This window comes from Streptomyces carpinensis (assembly GCF_002154505.1).
In the GTDB taxonomy this organism is placed as follows: domain Bacteria; phylum Actinomycetota; class Actinomycetes; order Streptomycetales; family Streptomycetaceae; genus Streptomyces; species Streptomyces carpinensis.
In genome coordinates this window covers 24,058-45,833 of the sequence record NZ_MUBM01000011.1, presented here as the reverse complement: position 1 = coordinate 45,833, position 21,776 = coordinate 24,058, and the positions used below count along the sequence as shown (strand labels likewise).

Below are 21,776 nucleotides of genomic sequence, written 5' to 3'. Positions count from 1 at the left end.
CCACCCTGCAGCCGCCCCCAGCCCTCTTGACCACAACCACCCGCCGACGCACCCTGATCCCTCAGGCCACAGGGAGGGACCACGCCGTGACCGAAGGCAACGAGACCCATCGCATAGTCCGCCACTTACGCGAAGACGGCAGCCATGTGATCGCTGTCCTACGTCGAGGCGGCGAGGGCGACCAGCTGAGCGACGAAGAGATCGTCGCGAGACTCGACGCGTGGAAGGCCGGCCAGCGCCATCTGCACGCAGTCGACGACGTGTAGGTCAGTGTGCGCGTGCGGGGCAGACGCGCGCGGAGGGTGGCGCCTCTGCCCCGACACGATGGCGACTGCGTGCCTCCCCCACGGAGAGCAGCCATCCGACCCACCATGCGGGGCTACTTCCCTAAGTGCCTCTTCCTGATGCGGCCATGCCATGACGGTGTTGGTGGATCCTGGGTTCGTTGCGCGGGACCCGCGAGTCGTGCTTGGCTCGCCCGATGAACCTTCTGTTGACGGCGAGTGGCCTGCGTAACGAGTCGCTGCGGGATGCGCTGCGGGACATGCTGGGTAGGCCGTTCGGATCGGCGAACGTCGTGTACGTTCCCACGGCATCAGTAGCCGAGTCCGGGGACCATGCGTGGCTCGTCGCGGACATGAACCGGCTGTACGGCCTCGGCTGGCGGGAGTTCGACGTCCTGGAGCTGAACGGCCTGCCCCGGCAGATGGTGCTCGACCGGCTGCTCCACGCCGACGTCATCTATGTCGGGGGCGGCAGCCATTACCACCTCGCGCGCAGCATCACCGGCAACGGCCTGGCCGACGGCTTCCTGGAGGCACTGGAGAGCCGGGTCTATGTGGGGTTCAGCGCCGGATCAATGATCTTCAGCCGTAATCTCACCGGACACTCTGCCGACGTCATCGGGGACACCACGGACCTCCACGTGCTCGGCGCGACGACCGTGGAGCCACCGTTCGGCCTCGTCGACTGGTATCTCAAGCCCCACCTGTACTCACCGGATTTCCCCGAGCGGGACGACGCCTGGGCTGATCGCATCGCTGCGCGGGCGGACTTCCCGATCTACTTCATCGACGACGAGACGGCCGTTCGCGTCAGGGACGGCGAGGTGGATGTCATTTCTGAAGGCCGGTGGCGGTTCCATCCGTGACTCAATACACGCGGTGGGGAGCCCCGGACAGGGCAGTGCGGCGCCCAGAGGCGCACTGATGCGGAGCTGCCGGGGTGAGCACCTGCGTCGGGCGGCTTGCGCAAGGTAGTGGGGAGTGACGTTGTGCCGTTCGGCGGGACGGGGCTTATGGAAGCGGCATATCGTAGCCTTCGTCGGTGGGCACGTATGGGCCGGGTTGCAAGGGGCAACGGTCAGCGCTGATCGAACGCCGTGCGTGACGACAGGTGATCTTCGCGAGGCTCGGCTTCAAGGGCAAGGACGCCGCCGCGCTTGTCGATGCGGCTGTGCCGACGTTCTGCCCGGATGCCCACGGTGCGGTCGCGGACTGGGCTGAGGGTGCCGTCCACGATCCACAACCGCTCGACTACGAGACCCTCACCGCCGGCTCCGAAGCCATGATCCATATCGCTTCGGTCGAGAACGCGTGCCCCGCGCACCGCCGAAACCGCAGCACAGCGGCGACACCCGTCAGAGTGCGGATCCGGTCCCGCCGAGGGTGTCGCGCAGCCACTGTTCGACGCCGGCTACGTGCACCGTCATCCAGGACCGGGCCAGTTCGGCGTTCCGGCCGGCGATGGCCTCATAGATCGCCCGGTGCTGATCGCGGGTGCGCTCCACGGAGCCCTCCTCGGTCAGCCCGCGCCAGATCCGCGCACGGGTGGTCGGGCCGGAAATACCCTCGATGAGCGAGCACAGCACCGGGTTGCCGGCAGCGGCGGCGATCAGGCGGTGGAACTCCAGGTCGTTGGCAATGAGTTCCTCCAGCGAGGGCTCCCGCGGAAGACGGTCCAGCACGTCTTTCAGCGCGGCGACGTCCTCGTCCGGCATCGCCGCCGCCATGGCCGCGGCGGCCGGCTCCAGGATCCGGCGGACCTCGAGGAAGTCCAGCACCGTGTCGTCCTGATGGAAGTCGACGACGAAGCCGAGCGCGTCCAGCAGCAGGTCGGGCTCCAGGCTGGTCACGTATGTTCCGTCGCCCTGGCGCACGTGCAGTACCCGTATCAGCGAGAGCGCCTTGACCGCCTCCCGCAGGGAGTTGCGTGACAATCCCAGCCGCTCGGCCAGCTCGGCCTCCTTGGGCAGCCGCTGCCCCGGGCGCAGTTCGCCATCGACGATCATGGCCTTGATCTTCTCGATCGCCTCGTCGGTGACCGGCACAGTGGTGACCTCCTCATACCGCGGCCGCGATTATACGTCGGATGAATGGCCGCCAGGAATGAGGTTGAGCCGACCCGGATGGGAGTCGGCGCAAGTGACCACGGTGACGATGGCGCCGGAGGTCGAGGTCCACCCGGCCCCGGTGTGCAGGTCCGTGACACAGCACTCGGCTCGGCGGAGTCGGCGCGACGCCGGCCCCGCGGGTGCGGCCACCGTGCTTGCCCGCGACGAGCCCTCGGTCTGTCCCGGCTGCCTCCGCGCGACAGGGAGTCCCGGCCGCCGCCGAGTTGCGGCCGGAACTCCCTCCCTGTCCAGCTACGACCGTGCGTGTCAGCCGATGAGATGTCCGCGGACCTGTACCTCGGCCAGCGACAGGGGATTCGTGCCGGAGGCGAGCTGCACCCGCACGTAGCGGCCGTGGGTGCCGGGCGGGAGCTGCACCGTGGACGGCCGGCCCGCCTGATCCGTGACATGCACGGCCGTGACACCGGGTGCCGATCGGGCCTCGTCCAAATCGTCCGTCGTGATGGGCTGTTCGGAGCTGAGGACCCAGTAGTCCTTCAGACGGTCGGCGCAGCAGTCGGTGCGGTTCCAGATGTCCACGCTGTCGAGTGCCGCCGGAGCACCCAGATCGACCTGCCACCATGCCTGGGTCTCGGGCTCCGCGGTGTGGGTCACGGAGCCGCCGTTGAAGTTGCCGTCGGTGTTTCCGTCGACGGCGCGTCCGGCCGGAGCGTCCCAGGCGGTGCTCTTCTGTTCGGCCTTCTTGCCCAGGGCGAGATTCTCCGCGGCGACGGTGACCTGGATGGACGTGGTGGTGGTCTGGCGGCCGCTGCGCAGCGTGACCTCCAGTGTGTGGACGCCCTTCAAGGCGTCGGCAGGTGGCGTGACCCGCAGCGGGACAGAGGCGTCGGAACCCGCCGGGAGGGGCCCTGTCCGCGTCTCAGCAGGGGAAACCGCCCAGCCCAAGGGCGCTTGGATGTCGATCCGTGTGTCCGCGGCCTCGTGGCTGCCGGTGTTGGTCACCGTCAGGGTGCCTTCGGCCGTACGGCCCGGGTTGAGTTCCTTCGGGAGCTCGGAGCGGGTACGCAGCAGCCCGTTGACGCCCGGTGTACTGATCTTGAAGACGTAGGCGTCCGTACTGCTCGTGGCGACGGTGCCCTCGGCCGGTGTGTCGACGACGACGCGCCCCTGGGAGTCCCGGTGCCAGGACAGATCGCGGCCGTCGGAACCCAGGAGGGTGATGCGGGTGCCAGGGCCGGCGGGGACGTCGCGTCCGAGGGTCAGATGGCTACCGGGCCAGCTCAACGCCGTCGCGTAGAGAGTGCCCTGTTTGACCGTGTAGCGGATGTCGTCGTCGCCGGCGGGTTCCTCGGCGTGGTTCCAGTACGTCGTCCCGTAGATCGCCTCGCCGTTGGTCTTGAGCCAGGCGCCGATGTCGCGCAGACGCTGCTGCTGAAGTTCCGGGATGGTGCCGTCGGCGCGCGGGCCGATGTCCAGGAGGAGGTTGCCGTTCTTGCTGACGATGTCGACGAGTGAGTCGATGAGCTGGTCGGAGGTGAGGTAGTCGGACTCGGGCTCGTTCTGGTTGTAGCCGTAGGAGTGGGCGATGCCTCTGCTGGCCTCCCACTTGTCCGGATCGATGTCCGCCTTCACGGTGTACTCGGGCGTCTGGAAGTCCAGCTCCTTGCTCTCCAGTTCCCCGGTCTGGATCTTGCACCTGTTGGCGACGGCCACCTCCTTGGGATGCTCTCGATTCTTCGCCTGGTTGTAGAAACGGGCGATCACAGGAGCGGCCTGCCAGTACGACGCGGGCTTCTCCCACTGACCGTCGCACCACAGGATGTCCGGGTCGTACTGGTCGATCAGCTCGCGCATCTGAGGCGCCATGTAGTCGCGCACGTAGTCGTCGACCTTCGGCGCGCCGGTGTACGGAACGGTGGCGCCGGTGTACGGGTTGCGGGCGGGCTTACCCGTGTAGGAGGGGTTGTACCACTCGTACAGCGAGTAGTAGAAGCCTGCTTTGAGCCCACCGTCCTTGCGGGCGGCCTTGAACAGCTCGCCCGCGAGATCGCGGTGAGGACCCAGGTCCACGGTGTCGCGGCCGCTGACCTTGCTGTCGAAGAGGGCGACGCCTTCGTGATGTTTGGAGGTGAGTACGAAGTACTTGGCGCCCGCGTCCTTGAACAGCTTCACCCAGGCGTCGGGGTCGTACCTCTGCGCCTTCCACTGCTGGATGAAGTCGTCGTAGTCGAAGTCCGTGCCGTAGGTGCTGCGGTGGTGGGCGTTGGTGGGGCTGCCCGGGGAGTTCATGTAGTTCCAGTACCACTCCGCGTAGCTGCCGCGGGGTCCCCAGGCAGGCACGGAGTAGGCGCCCCAGTGGATGAAGATGCCGAACTTGTCGTCGTTGAACCAGCGTGGTGTCGGGTGGCTGTTGAGGGATGCGACCGTGGGCTCGTAGTCGCCGCTCGATGCGGCCGCCCCGTTCGCGGGCGCGGGTGCGGTGAGCAGGGCGGCGAGTACGGCCACGGCGGCGGTGGCGGTGATGCCTGCTCTCCGGCCGCGTCCGCGGTGGGGTTCTGGGTGTCTCACCATTCCTCCGATTCGGTTCAGCGTCGGTAGCTGGCGAAGTGGTCGTGGACCTGGCTGGGGTTGAGTGCTTCGTCCCAGGTGAACAGCTCGTCCAGATCGCCGCGCAGGCTTGCGCGGGGTGTACCGATGGAGCGCAGGGGCAGCGGGACGGAGGCGTCGATCGTGCCGACGCGCTCACCGTCGGCGTACAGCGTGGTGTGTCCGGGCTCGGCCACCCACGTGAGCTGGACCCAGCGGTCCAGCGGAACGGTGTAGTCGAAGCTGTAGTCGGCGACGCCGTAGCGGGTCAGGCCGACCCTGCCGGTGCCGTACTGCTGCAGTTTCAGGGCGCCGGCGCGGGAGCTGAGCAGCACCTGGTCGCTGGTGCGGGCGGTGAGCCTGACCCAGGCCGACGCGGTCCAGGGCTCGGAGACATCGAGGCCGCCGAAGCCGACGCCGTCACGGTCGTTGTCGAAGCGGAAGGCCTGCCCGCGCACGCCTCCCTCCACCAGGTCCGGGTTGTTGATGATGTAGGTCGTACCGGGCAGGTCTCCTGCGGTGTCCTCGGTCATGATCGTGTTCGGGGGGCGGCTGGCGTAGGTCCAGCCCCTGGGATAGGAGGCGGCGTCGAACGTCCATTGGTGGCTGGGCCGGCCGTCGTCCACCCGTGGGGTCACCGGCTCGGGCCGGATTCCGGGCGGGTCGCCGATCCGCGCGACGGTGGCCCGGAAGTCACCGACCGCGCCGGGCGTCGGGGAGGCGTTCCAGGACCGGTCCGCCAGGATGGCGCGCGGTGCTGCCATGGTCTGCTCGAAGTACCCGTCCTGAGCCCAGAAGTTGTAATCGGCCCAGTTCATCAGGCCTGAACCGAGCATGTCCGGTGCGGTGCTGGGTGCCCAGGTGCCGTACATCCACGACTCGTCCGGATACAGGTTGTGGTAGTTGTTCGGCGTCACGTAGAAGGGGCCGATGGCGATCTCGTCGTGGTTCGGGATGACCGGCTGGGTTCCTGTGCCCTCCCAGGTGAGGAAGACGACCGACGGGTGCACCGTCTGCTGGGGTGCGGCCAGGTGTTCCGATCCGTTGTAGATCGCGCTGCGCTTGCCGTGCGAGGTCACCACGTCGTCGAGGGTGTTGATGTACCGGTTCAGCATGTCGCCGAGGGTGCTGACGTCGGGGTCCTCTGCCAGGTGTCGCTTGACCCGCGGGCAGTTGGCCAGCTGACCGGGAAGCTCATCGGCGCCGATGCTGAACATCGGGGCGTCGAACCAGGTGACGAACTCGTCGACGATCCGCCGACTCACTTCGGCCGCCTTGGGGTCGGTGATGTCCAGGATCCAGTCGGGGGTGAGGTGGGAGTGTGTGTGCGCCCCCGTGCAGGGGTCCGCGCCGTCACCGAATCCGATGTCGAACGCGTCGCTGATCACCGTCGCATGTCCGGGAGCGTCGATGCCCGGCATCAACTGGACGTGCTCGCGGGCCGCGAGTGCCTTGAGGCGTTCGATGTCGGCCCGGCTGTAGCTGTGGTCGGGGTCGGCCAGGCCGGGGAACTTCGGGCTGTTGAGCCTGAATCCCTCGGCGTCGGAGAACTGCATGAAGAGCGTGTTGAGTTTGAGGTCGGCCATCCTGCGGATGAGGTTCTCCAGGTAGTCGATCCGCCAGTACTTGCGGCCGGCATCCAGCATGACCATGCGGACCTGCTGGCTGGGCCGGTCTGTACTGCGGGCGCGAGGCACGTCCGGGTGGCCGGGCGTGGCCCGCAGCGTCTGCAGGAGGGTACGGGTCCCGTAGAACAATCCGTGTGTCGATGCCGCCCTGATGTCGATGGCTCCGGCGCTGTCGAACCGATAGCCCTCCGCGCCCAGCGCCTCGTCATCGATCAGCCGCAGGCGGATGTCACCCGGGCCCGCCTTCCCGGGCCCGCTGCTGACAGTCAGCCGCAAGCCGGTGACCTGCTCGATCTCGGCCCGCAGTCCCATGGCCAGCTGTTGCACGGTCTCGCGGGCGGGTCCGGGGAGGGCCTGACGCCCGGTAGGCGTGCTCGTACGGGAACGCGACGCCGGGTCGACGAGTATCCGTGACCGCTCCGTGAGCGCGACCGTGCCGCCCAAGTCATCCCATGTCGCCGGTCTGGGCACCACCGGTGGAGCACCGGTTCGCTCCGCGGGTGGAGCCGCGACAGCAGGGGTGAGGAAGGACCCGGTGAGTACCGCGACGATCACGCTGAGTAGCGCTATGACGCGACGCATTGTCGTCTCCTGAATCGGTCGGTGGACATCGGCGAACGGGAGCGAGGGCACACAGCGACGTCGGCGGCAATGGCCGGTGGCCGGCCCCGCGATCGAGCTCTACGGGCAGACCCCACCGTGCCGACCACGGCCCGAGGTCGCGACCTCCGCGGTCGGAGCCCCGGTGATTCATCCAATGTATCGAGATGCGTCGAGGGAGAGTTGACGATTCCTTGACCACCTACGGGCGTGAACCTAGAGATACATCGGATGACTGTCAAGAGCTGGGCGCCGGAGGGGAGTTAGGCGAGCGATTCCGCCATAGACTCTTCACAGGAAACGCTCATGTGGTGTAGACCACTCGGGAGGCGCTGGTATCCGTTGCCCCGTTACGCTCCGGTATGACCGACCACCTCCGAATCGGCAATGACGCAGACCTTGGGACGCAACCCGATACGAGCTCCGGCTGGTCACGCTCGGCCTCCCGCGGGCTCGGCGACTTCCAGGACTACGTGCTCTTCACCTGGACGGACGGCGCCACCGTGAGCTTCACCTTCACGGGCAACCGGGTGCGGATCCACGGGGAGAAGAACAACGACCAGGCCCGTCGCCATCACCATCGACGACCAGGATCCGGTGACCGTGGACACCGCGTCGCCCAAGCGTGTGGCCGACGCTGTCGTCTACGAGTCCCCGCGGCTCGGCGACGGCCCGCACACGGTCACCATCACCAAGCCGAGCGGCACGCACGCCACATTCGGCGGATACGAGTACGTGTACCGCTGGTAGCCGGTGTATCCCCGATGGGCAACAGGCCAGACCTCTCGCATGGCTCGCTCATGGCGAGGGCCAGGGAGGCACCTCGGGGAGGCATCATGTCAAAATCTGGTCGCCGTGCCGTCCCTCGTACCAGGGGTCGGCGAAGTTGCGAGCATCGGGACTCGCTGGCTGCCTCGCAACCCTGACGGCATGCTCGGTGCTGGTGTCGCCCGCAATGGCGAGTGAGGCAGGCGCGAAACCTTTCCCTTGCCGGAAACCTCATCCGCCCTGGTAGGAGCCGGTGCGTGCGATGGCAGGAGAGGTCGAGCGCGGTCGTTCGAGCCGGCGCTCTCGCGCGGCTGTCGAGCATCGCGGCATGATGGCCGGCTGTGCTGCTGCGACTGGCCTGTCTGGGCGTGACCAACGCGTTCGCCATGCTGTGCCTGCTCCCGCTCAGCGATCGGGACAAGGACGCCGAGATCCTGGCCCTACGCCACCAGATCACGGGCCTGCAGCGACAACTCGGAAAGGACAGGGTGCGATCACCCCCATATGAGCGCATCCACGCGTCCGTCCCGGGGCGGACGTCGCGGCGCCCCAAGGGCGGCCCCTACCCGCATGGATGAGGTAGTCGACGAGGGCAACGTGCGTGATGGCCGACAAGCAGAACCGTGTCGCGGACGAGCGGGACCGGTCGTGCGGCGGCCCTCAGCGGGGCCGCCTTTCCGCAGGACGACGGCTACGGGGGGACCAGGCGCCTCGCGACAGAGTCGTGCCCGGGACGGAAGGCCTCGCGCCCTGATGCTCACGACCGCTGTTCGAGGACGTCCACAGCCAGCTTCCCCACCGCGGCGTCGTCGACCTCGACGCCGAGTCCCGGACCGTTGGGCACCCGCGCCGTCCCGTTCTCGATCACCACGGTCGGCCCCGCGTAGGGCGACTCGACGAACTGGCGGCCGTTCAGATCCACGGGCGTGTCGAGCCCGTAGGCCGCGAAGAGGTGCAGCGAGGCGGCGAGCCCCACGTCCGAGTCGGTGAGTCCCGACCCCATGAGCTGTACGCCGCAGTCCTCGGCCAGCGCGCACAGCCGCCGTGAGAGCGTGAGCCCGCCGCTGCGCTGCACCTTGGCGATGGCGATGTCGACAGCTTCGAGACGGACGAACGTCGCCAGGTCGGTGGGGTGGCGCAGGCTCTCGTCGAGCGCGACCGGGATCGGTGAGGCCTCCCGGAGCCTGCGCAGTCCGGCGATGTCGTTGGCGGGCAGCGGCTGTTCGAAGGCGGCCACCTGAAGGCCGGCCAGGCGGGCGGACATGCGCAGCGCGGCCGGCACGGTGTACGCCTGGTTGGCGTCCACCCACAGCGGGGCTCCGGCCGGGGCGTGTTCGCGTACGGCCGCCACCACTGCCGTGTCCGTCTCCTCGTCGTGCAGCCCCACCTTCACCTTGAACGCCCGGTAGCCCGCGTCCACGCCCTCCGCCACGCTGTCGCCCGCCTCCGCCGGTGACTGGCCGGAGACGACCCAGCCCAACTCGATCGTCTCCCGGCGCCGCTGCCCCCACAACGTGCCCAACGGCACGCCGGCCGCCCGGCCGAGCAGGTCGTGCAGCGCGATGTCGACCGCTCCCTTGGCCAGCGGGGCGCCGATGGTGAAGCCCCGGTTGACGGCCCGGTCGAACGCGGCGTCCACACCGTCGAGATCCCAGGCCGGACGGCCCAGGACCGCCGGCGCGAGATAGCGGTCGACGGTCGTGACGATCGACTCCGCGGTCTCGTACGTCCACGCGGGGATCGGCGTCGCCTCGCCCCAGCCGTGCACGCCGTCGGCGTCGACCCGTACCAGGACGCGGATGCTGGGCCGGCCGGCCACGGCCACCGCGCCCCCGGAGACTCCGAAGGAGCGCCGGGTGGGCAGGGCCACGGCGTACGTGGTGATGCGGTCGATGGTCAGATCACCGAGCGGGAGCCGAAGCGGTGTCATGGGCGTTCCTTCCGTCCGGACTAATTGCCGTCATTGAGCCGGGCCGGGCGTACGGCCAGGAGCCGGTGGGCGGCCGGGTGTACGGCGTCACTCGCTTCCCGGTGGCGCAGTGCCGCCCCGCCATGGTGCTGTGCTGCCCCGCAGCAGGACCTCACCCGCGATGCGCTCCACGCGCGAGCGCTGCCCCCGTGGCTCGCGCAGCGCCAGGTCCAGGACGGTCTCTCCCATCCGTACGAGCGGCAGCGCGACCGTGGTCAGCGGCGGGGTGAGGTCTCGTACGATCGGTACGTCGTCGAAGCCCGCGAGCGAGAGGTCCTCCGGCACCCGGAGCCCGCTCTCGCGCAGCGCCGCCAGCGCCCCGACGGCCATCACATCCGTGACGGCGAAGACGCAACTCGCCCTGAGGCCCCGGGCGAGCAGTTCGGCGGCCGCGGCGTACCCGCCCTCACGGGTGAACGCGCCCTCGACCACCTGGTCGGCGGCCAGCCGGATCGAGTGTTCGGCCAGCGCGTCGCGGAAGCCGCGCAGCCGGTCGGCGACCGTCGTCAGCGACGGCGGGCCGGTCAGCACCGCGAAGTCCCGGTGCCCCAGGCCGATCAGGGCTCTGGCCAGTTCCGCCGCCCCGGCCCGGTTCTCCGGCAATACCGTGTCCACCCGCAGGCTGCGGTGGCGGCTGACGACGGCGACCCGGCCACCGCTGGACCTGTACGGCCCCAGTTCCGCGGCCATCGACCGCTCCCAGGCCGTGTCCTCGAAGCCGGAGCCGATGAGCAGGATGGCGCGGGCGCGGTGGGCGCGCAGCGTGGAGACGTAGGCGACTTCGCGGGCGGGTGCGCGGAAGGTGCTCGCCAGCATCACCATGAGGTCCCGGGCAGCGGCGGCGCGCATCACGCCGCTGGCTATGGCGGAGAAGTACGGATCGCCGACGTCGTGACAGATGACGCCGACGACGGAGCTCTGGGCGCTCGCGAGCGCCTGCGCGTGGGCGTTGGGGATGTAGCCGAGGCGCTCGGCGGCGAGCAGCACACGCGTGCGCAGGTCCTCGCGGACTCGTGCGGTGCCGTTGAGTGCACGTGAGGCGGTGGCCGCGGAGACTCCGGCGGTACGGGCGACGGCGTCCAGGGTCACGTAGGTCCGTGCCCTTACGGGCCGTTCGGGCACGGGCACGCTTCCTCGGTTTACGGGTCGGCTCACGGCACCCCCAGGTCGCACCAGGGTCACAGGCGCGGCGAGGTCCGGAAACCCCTTGACGCCCTCTTGACCATTCGTACGCGCTGTCCCTAACGTGGCAGAGCATATCAGAAAGCGCTTTCTGGAAGCGGTTTCCGGCAACAGGCTTTTCACCAGTCCCCTACGTCCCCCTTCTCCACCACGACCCGACGTCAGAGGAGTTCACCGTGAGCCAGAGCGCCATCACCCGGACTCCCGCTCCCCCGGCGGGAGTCAGCGAGCGCGCGCAGCGCGGCGCGGCCGAGCGGCTCGGCGAGGCGGTCGAGCACTCGTGGCGGCCGTTCGCCCTGCTCCTCGTGTGCCTCGTCGCCTGGTGGTCCGTCTCAGCCGCCGGCCTGGTCGAGCCCTACCTCGTTCCGTCGCCGGGCGCGACCCTGGACGTGATGGCCACCAAGAGCGGCTACCTCTGGCACCACAGCTGGGTGACCACGTACGAGACGCTGCTGGGCTTTGTGATCGCGGTTGTCGTCGGCGTCCTCGCGGCCGTGGTGATGGTCTACTCGTCGACCGTCGAGAAGACGCTGTATCCGATTCTGCTGTTCGCGCAGGTGATCCCGAAGATCGCCATCGCGCCGCTGTTCGTGGTGTGGCTGGGCTTCGGCATCGCGCCGAAGATCCTCATCGCCGTGCTCATCGCCTTCTTCCCGGTGGTCATCTCCATGGTGACGGGCCTGAAGTCGGTGGACCCCGAGATGATCCAGCTCTCCCAGACCATGGGCGCGAGCGCGCTGCAGACCTTCGTCAAGATCCGCTTCCCCGCGTCGTTCCCACACCTGTTCTCCGGTCTGAAGGTGGCCGTCACGCTGGCGGTCACCGGTGCGGTCGTCGGCGAGTTCGTCGGTGCCAACGAAGGTCTCGGCTATGTGATCCTCCAGGCCAACGGCAATCTCGACACCCCGATGCTCTTCGCCGGGCTCCTGGTGATGTCGCTGATCGGTGTCGTCCTCTTCGTGATCGTGGAAATCACCGAGAAGCTCCTGCTCCCCTGGCACGCCAGCCGCCGGGGTGACGCCGTCAGCACCGCCTACTGAGGCAACTTTCCGCTCCCCGCTCCGAGAAGGGCCGGACCATGCACCTGCGCAGACTGCCCACCGTCCTCGTCCCGCTGCTGCTGCTCGCCACGGCCTGCGGCGGCGAGGGCTCGGACAAGACCACAAGCGCGTCGGGCAAGGAGCTCGACAAGGTCACGCTCACCCTGAACTGGTATCCCTACGGCGAGCACGCGCCTTTCTACTACGGCAAGCAGCAGAAGATCTACGAGAAGCACGGCATCGACCTGCAGATCCGGGCCGGACAAGGCTCGCAGAAGACCGTGCAGGCAACTGCCGCCGGGCAGACCGACTTCGGCTGGGCGGACACTCCGGCCGTCCTCGCAGGCGTGGACCAGGGAGTCAAGGTCAAGAGCCTGGGCGTGTTCCTGCAGACCACCCCAGCGTCCGTGCAGTTCTTCGCCGACAAGGGCATCGACAAGCCCTCGGACATCAAGGGGAAGACGATCGCCGGAACCGCCGGTGACGCCCTCTCCAAAACCTTCCCGGTCTTCCTCGAGAAGAACGGCATCACCGAGTCCGACGTGAAGATCCAGAACACCGACCCGGCCGGAAAGATCGCCGCGGTGATCTCAGGCCAGACGGACGCGCTGCTCGGATACGCCAGCGACCAGGGCCCCACCATGCAGAACAAGGCCGGCAAGAAGGTCTCCTACCTGCGCTTCTCCGAGCACGGGCTCAACTTCTACTCCAACGGCCTCATCGTCGGGCAACGCACCGTCAACAGCGACCCCGACCTGGCCCAGCGCATGGCCCAGGCCACCAGCGAGGCGTGGGCGGCAGCGGAGCAGAACCCTGGTCCCGCCGTCGCCTCGATGGCGGGCGCCTCCGGCCAGCTCCCGCCGGCGAAGGTCCTGTCGGAGCAGTTCGCCACCACGCTGACCCTGCTGCACACCGACGCCACACAGGGGAAGGCCCCGGGCGTCAACACCGATGCGGACTGGAAGAAGACCATCGACCTCTTCGCCCAGGTCGGCATGGTCCGCAACGCCAAGCCGGTCTCGGAGTACTGGGACACCAGCGCGGCCCCGAAAGGATGATGATGGCAGAGAAGACCCTCCGTACGCCGCGAGCGGACGCCGGCCGGCAGCCGTCCGCGGCCGAGTCGTCCACGGCCGTCGGACTCGACGCGGTGCAGGTGCGGTTCCGTACGAAGAAGAAGGACGTCACCGCCCTGCGGGACGTCTCGCTCGGCGTCGCGTCTGGTGAGTTCGTCGCCATCGTCGGACCGTCCGGATGCGGCAAGTCGACGCTGCTCAAACTCGTCGCGGGGCTGCTGCGGCCGTCCTCGGGCGCCGTCCGGCTGCACGGCGAGGACGTCACCGCACCCCGACCCGACATCGGGTACGTCTTCCAGCGTGCCGCTCTGCTCGAATGGCGCACAGTCCGGAGGAACATCCTCCTCCAGGCCGAGATGCGGAAGATGTCCGCCGACCATGCCCGTACGCGGGCCGCCGAACTCATCGAGATGACCGGCCTGACCGGCTTCGAGGACGCGTACCCGCACGAACTGTCCGGCGGAATGCAGCAGCGCGTGGCGTTGTGCCGAGCGCTGCTGCACGAGCCGCCGGTCCTGCTCATGGACGAGCCCTTCGGCGCCCTCGACGCGCTCACCCGCGAGCAGATGAACGTCGAGCTCAACCGCATCTGGCGGGAGACAGGCACCACCGTCCTGCTGGTCACCCACTCGATCTCCGAAGCGGCGTACCTGGCGGGCCGCGTGGCGGTGATGAGTGCACGGCCCGGCACGGTCACCGAGGTCATCGATGTCGGCCTGCCGCCGGAACGTGACTACACCGACACCATGAGCCGCCCGGAGTTCCGCCGTGCCACGGCCCGTATCCGGACTCTGCTGGGCGCCGCCTCGGCGGCCGACTGACGGGCGCCGATCTGCGGCCCTGGCGTCGGCCTGGGGGTGCCTACGCGGCCTCGGCGGCCGAAGGCACCACCCCTTCCCGGCGTACGCGTGGCAGGCGTAGACCGAGCTGCCCGGGCCGGAGCCGGCTTCGGTTCCAGCCCGGCCCAGGACCTGTCTGAAATGTTGATCAAGGTCGTGGAACAATCCTCAGGTGGCTCGTGGGGATCCAAGACGACCAGTAGGAGCGGCTGGAACCGTTGCTGCCGCCGCACCGAAGTCGCGCCTGAGGCAGCGGGACCGCCGGCAGGTCCTTCCACGCGCTCTGGTGGCGGGCGCGAACGCGATCGCCGCGGCGGGATGTGCCGGAGAGGTACCGATCACGGGAGACGGCGTACTGGCTCTTCCGGCGGCGCCGATCCACTGCTGATCGTGTGCCCCTGCCACCGCATCATCGGGCCGACGTTCGCTCACCGGATACGCGGGCGGCCTCGAGCGCAAGCAGCACCTGCTCGCGCTCGAGCACGCGATCTGACGGACCCGGGGGACTCAAGCCGAGGGCAGCCCCCAACTGGGCGCCGGTGCGTTGGGCGTGACCGGTCCGATCCGCGGTTCGGGACGGTCGCCCTGAGCCGTGATCAGCGCCGACTCCCCCTTGCCGAGGGCTATGCGGATCGCCCCGTCGTCGCCCGCGTCCTCGTACACGAGCGGCTTGCCCCGCCCGTCCCGAACGTCGACCGGCCCCGCGATCCCATGGCGTACCACGCAGGGCGCGCCGGCCTCGCTGGCCAGCTGCACCCAGCGGGTGGCCCCGGCCTCGCGGACCGCGCTCAGCAGGAACGCGCCCTGGGTGCGGAAGTCGTGCACGGTCAGTTCGCGCCAGGCGACGGGCAGCGCCGGGAAGACGCGGATCACGCCGCCCCAGGACTGGCACACCATGTCGTGCAGGGACTGTGCGGCGGACAACGGCGTCTCGATGACCGGGCCCGACTCCTTGTACATGGTGTTGGCCTGGATGAAGCGGCTCATCAGCTGGCCCAGGTACCTGAGCGCGTCGTCGCCCTTGCCGAGGAGGGCCGACATCGACGCCGCACCCGTGAACGTATAGCCCTGCAGGGCGCCTTCGAAGCCCACCCAGTGGGCCAGGGACTTCTCGATCAGGGCCTTCTCGTCCGGGGTGCGGCCGGTGAGCTCGTACAGCGGATAGACGGCGAGCAGGTGGGAGTAGTGACGGTGGGACTTCGCGAACGGGATGTCGGCACCGATCATGAAGCCGTTGGAGTCCGTCGGATAGGACACGCGCTTGGCCAGGATCTCGCGCCAGCGCGGGGCCAGTTCGTCGTCGATGCCGAGCAGTTCGGCCGACTCCAGCAGCGTCCTGCAGCCCCAGGTCAGCAGCATCAGGTCGTAGTTGCAGTCGCGGGAGTTGCCGCCGTACTCGGGTGAGAACGTCGCCGGCAGATGCAGTTTGCCGTCCGCGCCCGGCTCCAGGAAGTGCAGGTAGTAGTTGATCGCCTTGCGCAGAAGGGGGAAAAGGACATCGCGCAGGATCGACTCGTCCATGGTGTTGCGGTAGCTGAGCCAGACATTGTGCAGGGCCCAGGTGAGGTTGCCGACCTCGGGCGTGGGCGGGTTCTGGCCGGGGATGCCGACGCCGTAGCCAGTGAGGGTGCTTGCCGCGCCGTTGACCAGGGACGGGTCCGTGGTGCGCGGGATACCGAGCGAGTCGCCGCGGTACGGGGCCGCCACCTCCTTCGCGAGATTCTCCCGGAACTCGCTCAACGCGCGTGTGACGGCGTCGAGTTCCAGGTGGTTGGAACCGTGGATCAGCCAGTACTCCAGCTGCGCGTTCAGATTCCACCAGGTGTTGGGCCAGGGCGTGGACTCCAGCCAGGGGCCGCAGGTCGCCATCACGGGCGCGTCACGGCGTGCGGCGGAGGCGGCCTTGTAGAGCTGGATCCAGTAGAACCGCTGGATGCGGGCATCGGGCACGGACAGGAAGCTCTTGCGGTAGAAGTCGTGCCACCAGGCGCGATGCGCGACGGCCAGCGCCTCGTACGGCAACACGGAGACGTCGCGCACCGCTCGCAGTGCGCGGTCGCGGGCCGTCGACGTGGGGAACGAGTGCGCCACATGCACATACAGAGTGCGCCGCTCGTCGCGGGTGCGCTCGCGCCAGGCGGTGACGTGCTGCCCGCCCGCGAGCAACGGCTGCACGGCGGCTGACACGCCGTCGTGCTCCTCGACCTCGGCGGGCGGATTACCTCGGTACCCGTCGGGCAGCGGCATGAACGCGGCGCGCGGACTGATCGCGTTCGCCGGGTGGAACACCCAGCGGAAGTCGCGCTCGCCCGCGCTCGGGGTCACCTCCACCGCCAGCACCGAGCGGGAGGTGTGGACGAAAGCGCGGAGCGTGAGGGTACCGCGGTCCGTGGTCAGCGTGCCGGTCAACTCGGCGTCGCGCAGTCCCAGACGCCAGTCCAGGCCCGTGATGGTGCCGACCGGCTCCAGCGTGAAGTGCCCGATCGGCAGCCGCGCGAGGCCGAAGAGGGAGCCGAACTCGGGCCGATGGTCCTGCACCTCGGAGTGCTGCACATTGAAGCGGACGGCCCTCGTCGCCGCGCCGGGCTCCGCGTAGATCCCGGAGCCGAGCAGACCGTTGCCCAGATACGGCCCCTCGTACCAGGTCTTCGGCACGCGGCGCCAGACGAGATCGGCGTCGTCGAGCACCGTGCGCCAGGCGTCGTCGGGGGCGTCGACACGGCCCGGGCCCGTCGCGGGTGGTGCCCCGAGTCCCGGGGCGTTCGCCGCCCGAGCCGGTGTCGGCAGCCCTTCGGCCAGTAGCGCTCCGCTGAACGCGGAGCCGGTCGCGAGCACGGTTCTTCTGGACGGTTTCGGCATGACGCCTCCCGGCGGCTCGGGCTGAGCAAGAATTCATCGGAGGTATCTCGCCGTGCAAGGTAGATACGCTGCATGAGATCGTCAATACGCCGCGATACATCCGATCTATCAGAGGCCAGATCACAGCATCGAGCCACGCCCTCCGCATCGGCAGGCAGGCGAACAGCTCGACCAGCACCCTCGTGCCCGGCGCCCGCATACGAGGCCCCGTGGCCTGCCCAGTACCTGGGCTGGACAGGCCACGGGGCCACAGACCACGGATCAGAACCGCACGTCCCGCAGGTACTCGTAACTGTTGCGGGCCGAGGCGAAGGGGTCGGTCGGGTTGTCGTGTTCGACCAGCCACTGTTTGACGCCGCCCCGTCGCGCCGAGCCGAACATGTGGGCGAAGTCCAGGACGCCGGAGCCGACGTCGGCGAAGTCGCCGTTCGGGGCCATGTCCTTGACGTGCAGGGCCGGGAAGCGGTGCCGGTTCTCGGTGAAGTAGTCGGCCGGGTCCTTGGCACCGCCCTTCGCCGCCCAGTACAGGTCCAGTTCGAAGCCGACGAGGTGCGGATCGGTCTCCGCGAGCAGGATGTCGTACAGCATCTGCCCGTTGACCGTCCGGTGGTCCGGCTCGTGATTGTGGAACAGCACCTTCAGTTCGGCCTCGCGGGCAATCAGACCCGCCTGGTTCAGCTTGCGCGCGGCTTCCCGGTAGCCTTCCGGAGAGTGCAGGGTGCCGGGCAGGCTCGGTACGACGATCCACTTCCCGCCGAGCGTACGGACGTCCTCGAGGGCCTGCGGCAGACCGCTGCCCGTGACCGTGTCGTATGCGACGTGTTCGAGTACCGCCTTCAGACCCGTCGCGTCCAGCATCCGGCGTATCTCGGCAGCGCTGTGCCCGTGGCGGCCGCTCACTCCGACGGTCGCGTAGCCGATGGCCGCCAGCTTCTCGAGGGTGCCCTCGAAGTCCCCGGCCAGCGGGCCGCGCATGGTGTACAGGTGCATGCCGATCGCACTCGGCGGGATCCGCCGCGTCTGCCCGGCCTCGGCCGAGGTGCTCGCGGCAGGGCCGGTCGCCGCCGTCGCCGCGCCGGCCGTCGCCGCTGCCGCCGCGGCGCCGAGCAGGCCGCCGAGGAACAACCGCCGGCCGGGCCCGGGTGCGTGCCCGCGCGCGGCGTTCGATCCCAGACTGCGCGTTGCGTGCCGTTGTGCGCCGTCCATGTGCTGTCGCCTCCAATGAGCGGTGGGTTGGTGGGGAGCGAAACAGGTTGTCGGCCATGTGGCCTTTCGCGGTGGCCGGGCTCCTTCGAGCCCGGCCACCGGCATGTGCGGCGGGGCCGCACACGCTGCGCGCTTCAAACGGTCAGCTCACGCTGATCCGGACCGCTCCCGTCGTCGTGTGCCCCTTGTCATCGGTGACGGTGAGGTGGGCGGTGTAGCTGCCCTTGCGGGCGTATGTGTGCTGCACCGTCGCCGTATTCGCCGTCTTGCCGCCGTCACCGAAGTCCCAGTGGTAGGACTGCACGGTCCGCCCGGCCTGAAGGCTTGCCGTGCCCTTGAGTGCCACGGCGAGCGGTGCGTCGCCCTGCGACGGCGAGGCCGTGACCTCCACGCTGCCCGCGGGCCGCTGCTGGACGCCGGGACCGTTGAAGTGCAGCCAGTCCAGGGCCAGCAGATCCGCCTTGCTGGCCGTCCACTCCGGGTTGCGGAAGACGACGTACAGCTTCACCGTCCCGTCCGGGTCGGCCAGATCGACCGTCGGCGAGACAAGGTTGCCCCAGCCACCGGTGTTGGGAATGTGGGTCGTGCCGAGCAGCGTTCCGGTGGGCGACCCGGCCCGGAACTCCACGTCACCGCCGATGCCGCCGGACGCCGCCCCGACGGTCACCGAGTCGATGCCCTTCAGGTGAACCGGGTCGAGGCTGATCCAGTCGCCGTCCTCGATCTCGACGAGCCGCTTGCCGCCGGAGGCATCGGACCGGTCCCCGATCTGCGCGCCGCCGTGAGCGCCGCCAGTGGCGGTGTAGTGCTCCGCCTCGCGGAAGGTCGGGCGCAGCGTCAGCGCCGCGGAGCCGGTGAGGGCCGGCACGCCCGGGGCGCCCTTGTCCTCGTACTGCGCGCTGATCCCGGAGTAGAGGTTCTGGCCCGGTCCGTGGCTGTCACCGGTGTCGGTCACGATCTCGCCCTCGCACCCGGTGTAGTTGTCCAGCGGGTGCAGGTGCGTGTCGTGGCCGAGCTGGGACTGCACGACCACTCGCTCGCAGTCGATCGTGCCATCCTCCGGGTCCTTGACCTTGACCCTGAAGGGAACGGTGTCTCCGAAGGCGAACATCCCTCCGTTCGGCGGCTGTTGGATCGTCACCTCGGGACGGGTGTTGCCGACGGTGATCTCCTTCACCGCCGCAGCCTCCAGCCCGCCGGGACCGGTGACCGTGAGGCGGGCGGTGAACACACCCTTGTCACGGTAGGTGTGCGTGGGGTTGGCCTCGGTCGAGTCGACGGTCCCGTTTCCGTCGAAGTCCCAGGCGTAGGTCACGGGCTTCCCGTCCGGTACGCCCGACCCCTCGCTCGAGAACTTCACCGTCAGCGGCGCGGGACCGTTGTCCGGGCCGGCCGCCACCTTCGCGGTCGGCAGCCGTCCGTCCTGGACGTAGTCGATGCGGTAGATGCCCGACCCCTCGTTGCTGCCGCCGCGTCCGGTTCCGCTGCCGAGGCCGAAGTCGATCACGTACAGGGCTCCGTCAGGACCGAACTCCGCCTCGAAGGGCTGGTTCCACTTCATGTCCGCGAAGACGGAGTTGATCGATTGCAGCTCGCCCTTCTTGGCGTCCGGGAAGCGGGAGTTCTGGAAGGACTGGTCCTGCTGCTGGAACGAGAAGGTCTTGAACCACTGGCGCGTCAGCTCGTAGGTGAACCACTTCTTGTCGAAGTAGGCCGGGAACTTGGACTTGTACGGGTTGTCCTTGTCGTACGCGTAGACGGGCCCGCCCATCGGGCCTCCACCGCCCGCTCCGAGCTCGGGGAACTCCTTCGAGGCGGAGTACGCGTACCACACCACCGCCGGCTGGGCGGGCGGCAGTTCGCGCAGGCCGGTGTTGTTCGGCGAGTCGTTGACCAGCGCGCCGCAGTCGAACTTCGGGCCGGACTTCCGTGTCGCGAAGTCGTAGTCGTTGAACGGGATGTTGTTGCCGATGCAGTACGGCCAGCCGAGGTTGCCGGCCTTGGTGACCCGGTTGAACTCGACCGTGCCCTCGGGGCCGCGGTCGGCCACCTCCTTCTTGGAGTCCGGACCGTAGTCGCCGATCATCAGCGCGTCGTCGTGCGGATCGATGGTGATCCGGAACGGGTTGCGCATCCCCATCACGTAGATCTCGGGACGGGTCTTGTCCGTCCCCGGTGCGAAGAGGTTGCCTTCGGGCACGGTGTACGTGCCGTCGGCCTCCGGGTGGATGCGCAGGACCTTGCCACGCAGGTCGTTGGTGTTGCCCGCGGTGCCCTGCGCGTCCCAGGCGCGGCGGCCTTCTCGCTCGTCGATCGGGGTGAAGGCGTCGGACTCGAACGGGTCGGTGTTGTCGCCCGTCGCCGCGTACAGGTTGCCCTTGGTGTCCATGGCGAGCGAGCCCGCCATGTGCGAGTTGGCCCGGCCCTCGCCGCGCCAGGTCGGGATCGTCAGCAGCCGCTTCTCGGACGCCGGATCGACGGTGGAGCCGGAGACGGTGAAGCGGGAGAGGTTGAGGCGCTTCTCGGTCTTGTCCGAGTGCAGCAGGTACAGCCAGTGGTTGTCGGCGAAGTCGCGGTCCAGGGTGAGGCCGAGCAGTCCGTCGGACTGGCTGGTCATCTCGGGGGTGTACGCGAGGTCGAGCGCGGTGGTGACCTTCAGGTTCTCCTGGTCGACGATCTTCAGCTTGCCGGTGCGCTCGATGAAGAAAACCCTCCGGTCGGGCGCCACCGCCAACTCGAACGGGTCGGCCAGGCCATCCGTGACCAGCGGGGTGCGCTGGAAACTACCGGTCTTGGTGGCGGAGCAGTCGCCGGGCTTGGCCCCGGCTGCCCACTCGATACCGCCGAGAAGGTGCTTGACGAACAGCGGCTCGGAGAAGGCGGAGGAGTCGTGGCCGCCCGCGGTGAACCAGGACCGGCCGCCATCGTAGTTCTGGCACCAGGACCACGGGTGGTCGACGCCCTGGGTCAGGCCGGTGATGCCGTCACGCTGCTTGATCTGCGCAAGGGTGTGGACCTTGCCGGTGGGGTTGACGCGCCAGTTGTACCACTCCTCGGTGCGCTCCCACAGGTCCGGGAGGCCCTCGGTGGAGGGGTGCACCTGGTCTAGCACCTTGACCCGGCCGGTCTGGATGGCCGGGTGCTGGTCGAAGACGGCGCCGACCAGGCCCCCGTACCAGTCCCAGTCGCGCTCGCTGGCGGAGGCCGAGTGCAGGCCGATCCAGCCGCCACCGCCGCGGATGTACTTCTGCAGGGCAGCGCGCTGGTCGGCGTTGAGCAGGTCGCCGGACTCCGGCGTGGAGTTGGTGTTGTTGAAGACGATCGCCTGGAAGCGGGAGAGGTTGGCGTCGGTGAAGGCGGCCGAGTCGTCGGTCGCCTCGACCTCGAAGTTGTTCTCCGCGCCCATCTTCTTGATCGCTTCAATGCCAGCAGGGATCGAGTCGTGACGGAAATTGGTCACCTTGGAGAAGACCAGGACGCGGAACTGCGGCTCGGCGTGCGCCGGTGGCGAAGAGGCCACGGCCCAGGTGAGGAAGAGGGAGAGCAGTACGGCGAAGATGGGAAGGGGTGACCGACTTCTTCGGACCAGAGGACTCATGGCGCTCCCGGTTGCGAGTGAAAAGACTGCCTACGGGACATGGAAAGCGCTTACTGAGTTGCGCCGCTCAGC

At 68.8% G+C, this 21,776-nt stretch carries 16 protein-coding genes and 1 pseudogene; 8 read left to right on the top strand and 9 right to left on the bottom strand.

Annotated features, from left to right (window positions below):
• Both BZY54_RS01905 and BZY54_RS01900 read left to right on the top strand, forming a co-directional pair.
• On the top strand, positions 1–266 hold a 266-nt coding region (locus tag BZY54_RS01905; protein ID WP_208640517.1), incomplete at its 5' end, for a hypothetical protein.
• Between the two features lie 215 nt (positions 267–481).
• Positions 482–1,150, top strand: a complete 669-nt coding sequence (locus tag BZY54_RS01900; RefSeq protein ID WP_086722572.1) for a Type 1 glutamine amidotransferase-like domain-containing protein — start codon at positions 482–484, stop codon at positions 1,148–1,150.
• A gap of 212 nt (positions 1,151–1,362) precedes the next feature.
• On the opposite strand, the gene BZY54_RS01895 is transcribed toward BZY54_RS01900, so the two are convergent.
• The 4 genes from BZY54_RS01895 to BZY54_RS01880 all read right to left on the bottom strand — a co-directional run bounded on the left by BZY54_RS01895 (position 1,363) and on the right by BZY54_RS01880 (position 7,038).
• Positions 1,363–1,575, bottom strand: coding sequence for a hypothetical protein (locus tag BZY54_RS01895; RefSeq protein ID WP_086722571.1), 213 nt, complete (start codon positions 1,573–1,575; stop codon positions 1,363–1,365).
• A 64-nt stretch (positions 1,576–1,639) separates the two neighbouring features.
• A complete protein-coding gene (locus BZY54_RS01890; RefSeq protein ID WP_086722570.1) occupies positions 1,640–2,329 on the bottom strand; it encodes a FadR/GntR family transcriptional regulator in 690 nt (229 codons plus the stop codon).
• Between the two features lie 330 nt (positions 2,330–2,659).
• Positions 2,660–4,924, bottom strand: coding sequence for an alpha-L-fucosidase (locus tag BZY54_RS01885; protein ID WP_086722569.1), 2,265 nt, complete (start codon positions 4,922–4,924; stop codon positions 2,660–2,662).
• 14 nt (positions 4,925–4,938) lie between these two features.
• Entirely contained in the window at positions 4,939–7,038 is a 2,100-nt protein-coding gene (locus tag BZY54_RS01880) for a family 20 glycosylhydrolase (RefSeq protein ID WP_244216909.1), read from the bottom strand.
• Between the two features lie 732 nt (positions 7,039–7,770).
• Here BZY54_RS01880 and BZY54_RS50695 point away from each other — a divergent pair.
• Both BZY54_RS50695 and BZY54_RS01875 read left to right on the top strand, forming a co-directional pair.
• Entirely contained in the window at positions 7,771–7,917 is a 147-nt protein-coding gene (locus BZY54_RS50695) for a hypothetical protein (protein ID WP_158103794.1), read from the top strand.
• A gap of 359 nt (positions 7,918–8,276) precedes the next feature.
• Positions 8,277–8,513: a hypothetical protein gene (locus tag BZY54_RS01875; RefSeq protein WP_086722567.1), complete on the top strand. Its 237-nt coding sequence runs from the start codon at positions 8,277–8,279 to the stop codon at positions 8,511–8,513.
• A 179-nt stretch (positions 8,514–8,692) separates the two neighbouring features.
• On the opposite strand, the gene BZY54_RS01870 is transcribed toward BZY54_RS01875, so the two are convergent.
• Both BZY54_RS01870 and BZY54_RS01865 read right to left on the bottom strand, forming a co-directional pair.
• Positions 8,693–9,865 (bottom strand): mandelate racemase/muconate lactonizing enzyme family protein, encoded by a 1,173-nt coding sequence (locus tag BZY54_RS01870; RefSeq protein WP_086722566.1) that lies wholly within the window; start codon positions 9,863–9,865, stop codon positions 8,693–8,695.
• An 87-nt stretch (positions 9,866–9,952) separates the two neighbouring features.
• Positions 9,953–10,993, bottom strand: coding sequence for a substrate-binding domain-containing protein (locus BZY54_RS01865; protein WP_086722575.1), 1,041 nt, complete (start codon positions 10,991–10,993; stop codon positions 9,953–9,955).
• Positions 10,994–11,262: 269 nt separating this feature from the next.
• Between BZY54_RS01865 and BZY54_RS01860 the strand changes: the two genes are divergently transcribed.
• From BZY54_RS01860 to BZY54_RS52685, 4 genes and pseudogenes are all read left to right on the top strand, one after another.
• Positions 11,263–12,126: an ABC transporter permease gene (locus tag BZY54_RS01860; RefSeq protein ID WP_086722565.1), complete on the top strand. Its 864-nt coding sequence runs from the start codon at positions 11,263–11,265 to the stop codon at positions 12,124–12,126.
• 38 nt (positions 12,127–12,164) lie between these two features.
• Complete coding sequence (locus BZY54_RS01855) at positions 12,165–13,184, top strand: ABC transporter substrate-binding protein (RefSeq protein WP_086722564.1); 1,020 nt, start codon at positions 12,165–12,167, stop codon at positions 13,182–13,184.
• Entirely contained in the window at positions 13,184–14,023 is an 840-nt protein-coding gene (locus tag BZY54_RS01850; protein ID WP_425276252.1) for an ABC transporter ATP-binding protein, read from the top strand. The genes BZY54_RS01855 and BZY54_RS01850 overlap by 1 nt, the downstream gene beginning before the upstream one ends.
• A 381-nt stretch (positions 14,024–14,404) precedes the next feature.
• Positions 14,405–14,534 (top strand): annotated as a pseudogene (locus BZY54_RS52685) (MGMT family protein); the annotation flags it as partial.
• A gap of 14 nt (positions 14,535–14,548) precedes the next feature.
• On the opposite strand, the gene BZY54_RS01845 reads toward BZY54_RS52685, so the two are convergent.
• The 3 genes from BZY54_RS01845 to BZY54_RS01835 form a co-directional block, all read right to left on the bottom strand.
• The gene (locus BZY54_RS01845; RefSeq protein ID WP_086722562.1) at positions 14,549–16,900 is read right to left on the bottom strand and encodes a glycosyl hydrolase family 95 catalytic domain-containing protein; all 2,352 of its coding nucleotides are present in this window, start codon (positions 16,898–16,900) and stop codon (positions 14,549–14,551) included.
• 261 nt (positions 16,901–17,161) lie between these two features.
• Positions 17,162–17,890, bottom strand: a complete 729-nt coding sequence (locus BZY54_RS01840; RefSeq protein WP_425276253.1) for a sugar phosphate isomerase/epimerase family protein — start codon at positions 17,888–17,890, stop codon at positions 17,162–17,164.
• Positions 17,891–18,248: 358 nt separating this feature from the next.
• On the bottom strand, positions 18,249–21,704 hold the full coding sequence (locus BZY54_RS01835; protein WP_086722560.1) for a ThuA domain-containing protein: 3,456 nt from the start codon (positions 21,702–21,704) through the stop codon (positions 18,249–18,251).
• Positions 21,705–21,776: the final 72 nt, after the last annotated feature.

Coding starts and splice junctions, on each gene's coding strand:
- BZY54_RS01845 (WP_086722562.1), bottom strand. CDS start 16,900: ATGCCGAAACCGTCCAGAAGAACCGTGCTCGCGACCGGCTCCGCGTTC.
- BZY54_RS01855 (WP_086722564.1), top strand. CDS start 12,165: ATGCACCTGCGCAGACTGCCCACCGTCCTCGTCCCGCTGCTGCTGCTC.
- BZY54_RS01895 (WP_086722571.1), bottom strand. CDS start 1,575: ATGGATCATGGCTTCGGAGCCGGCGGTGAGGGTCTCGTAGTCGAGCGG.
- BZY54_RS01870 (WP_086722566.1), bottom strand. CDS start 9,865: ATGACACCGCTTCGGCTCCCGCTCGGTGATCTGACCATCGACCGCATC.
- BZY54_RS01835 (WP_086722560.1), bottom strand. CDS start 21,704: ATGAGTCCTCTGGTCCGAAGAAGTCGGTCACCCCTTCCCATCTTCGCC.
- BZY54_RS01840 (WP_425276253.1), bottom strand. CDS start 17,890: ATGCACCTGTACACCATGCGCGGCCCGCTGGCCGGGGACTTCGAGGGC.
- BZY54_RS01900 (WP_086722572.1), top strand. CDS start 482: ATGAACCTTCTGTTGACGGCGAGTGGCCTGCGTAACGAGTCGCTGCGG.
- BZY54_RS01850 (WP_425276252.1), top strand. CDS start 13,184: ATGATGGCAGAGAAGACCCTCCGTACGCCGCGAGCGGACGCCGGCCGG.
- BZY54_RS01885 (WP_086722569.1), bottom strand. CDS start 4,924: ATGGTGAGACACCCAGAACCCCACCGCGGACGCGGCCGGAGAGCAGGC.